The sequence below is a fragment of the Martelella alba genome, assembly GCF_005217455.1.
Lineage (GTDB): Bacteria > Pseudomonadota > Gammaproteobacteria > Enterobacterales > Enterobacteriaceae > Acerihabitans.
In genome coordinates this window covers 1-1,532 of sequence record NZ_SZPQ01000012.1, presented here as the reverse complement: position 1 = coordinate 1,532, position 1,532 = coordinate 1, and the positions used below count along the sequence as shown (strand labels likewise).

Genomic DNA, 1,532 nt, shown 5'->3' with positions numbered 1-1,532 from the left:
TCAGGTGTCCATTGCTCGCTGACAATGGAATACTCAGTGCTGTAACTGTCATATCGCCGCGCCCATTTCTCGGCGGCATCGTCATGGGTATATGCCTCGAACTCACGCGCATCGCTACGCTTCTCCCCATTCTCCGGGCACCACACCAGATAGGTGTTCATGAGTCACCACCTTTGTCGCTGATAGGAGACGGCGCGGCTTCGAGCATTTTGATATATACGGCTTCCGCCGTGCTGGTTCCAGTCCATTCCCTAGCCGCCGATAACATTTCGTTTGTTGGCGCAATAGGTACCAGTTTATACCCATCCGGCAGCCGGCTTGCTGCAGGCGCATCGAGATAAACGGGGATTACATATTCCCGCGTTGGTTCAGGGAACATGCAGATAGAGCGGGAATACCCGCGCAGCATTTTCTGTGCTGCTCTGCCACTGATAAAGCCGATAGGTTCCTGTTTGTCAGTCATACAGCCCCCTTGCGAGCTTCAAGAATTGCTGCACATTTCGGACAGGTAACTGCCGTTGTCGGAAGGAGCAAATACCAGCCAGCACGACGCGGATTGCCTGTCGGAACCTCACCGCATAGTGCGCCGGTTGCCGATGCTTTGCCCTCTGTCGTCAGCATCATCACGTGCGTGATGTATCCATATTTGCGTTTGACGATGGCCTCTGAGGGTAACAGGGGATTATTGGCGATGGTCTGCATCACTTCGCCCCTTTGTCGGAATTGTCAAAAATAGTCGGCATAAATGATACGTCCGCGAAAAACGTTCCAAACCCAAAACAAATTGAATAACACAACCGACCATGTTCTTTTATTTCAGGATTCGTTAAGTCAGTTGTTGCATAGGTTTTCGTTATTTCTTCAACTACAGCCATCGGGGAAGACGGAATTTTTACCCATGGAATGCAGATTAAATCAAAATCTCTTGCCATTGTTCCATGTATCGCCATTGCATAACCGTGTTTACGCGCAATTTCGGCCAATTCTGGATAGAGAGAGCAATAAACCGGTGCAAAATTAGCAGGTTTCATTTCATCCCCTTGTCGCCGTTGGCGAGTGCATCACGAACAGCTTCGAGTGGAGTCATGCCTCCCCCGTAATAAATAGGGCTGCTGTCGTCGCCATATACTGCTGCTGACCAACCGCTTTCATATTCCGACATGATGGAAATGCGATGTTTGCGAATTAACTCTTCCAAGGTCTCAGTCGGCTCTTGATTGGCGAGCACTTCACCCCGTCCGTGCCACCCAACATATACTAGCGCTCTGTTTTTGTCGCTGACAGGCATCGGAAATCTTTGAGAAAACCACAAATCAAAATCTTGACTGCTCACCGGTTTGGCTAGCATGGCGGCGCGGCAGGCGTTCCATATGTCATTTGCGATAGACACCGTTTTAGGATGGTCATAATCGAATGTTTCATTAACAAAATTATAAATCGCGTCCGGACATTCATCCGGCACAGACACCGCCTGAATGGGCTGAGATTTATTTTCCTCCGGTCTAATCGCGTCATGGAGACCGTCGAAAAAT

General features: G+C 49.5%; 4 protein-coding genes. All 4 read right to left on the bottom strand.

Annotated elements, in window-relative coordinates; all coding sequences use genetic code 11:
• Positions 1–157: 157 nt before the first annotated feature.
• A complete protein-coding gene (locus tag FCN80_RS10220; RefSeq protein WP_136990061.1) occupies positions 158–463 on the bottom strand; it encodes a hypothetical protein in 306 nt (101 codons plus the stop codon).
• Positions 460–702 (bottom strand): hypothetical protein, encoded by a 243-nt coding sequence (locus tag FCN80_RS10215; protein ID WP_136990060.1) that lies wholly within the window; start codon positions 700–702, stop codon positions 460–462. The genes FCN80_RS10220 and FCN80_RS10215 overlap by 4 nt, the downstream gene beginning before the upstream one ends.
• Positions 702–1,031, bottom strand: a complete 330-nt coding sequence (locus FCN80_RS10210; RefSeq protein WP_136990059.1) for a hypothetical protein — start codon at positions 1,029–1,031, stop codon at positions 702–704. Before FCN80_RS10210 ends, FCN80_RS10215 begins: the two co-directional genes overlap by 1 nt.
• On the bottom strand, positions 1,028–1,532 hold a 505-nt coding region (locus FCN80_RS26425; RefSeq protein ID WP_230492598.1), incomplete at its 5' end, for a hypothetical protein. The genes FCN80_RS10210 and FCN80_RS26425, both read right to left, overlap by 4 nt.

What these genes read in the sequence shown, in the direction of transcription:
- FCN80_RS10220 (WP_136990061.1), bottom strand. Translation starts at nt 463, where the DNA reads ATGACTGACAAACAGGAACCTATCGGCTTTATCAGTGGCAGAGCAGCA.
- FCN80_RS10215 (WP_136990060.1), bottom strand. Translation starts at nt 702, where the DNA reads ATGCAGACCATCGCCAATAATCCCCTGTTACCCTCAGAGGCCATCGTC.
- FCN80_RS10210 (WP_136990059.1), bottom strand. Translation starts at nt 1,031, where the DNA reads ATGAAACCTGCTAATTTTGCACCGGTTTATTGCTCTCTCTATCCAGAA.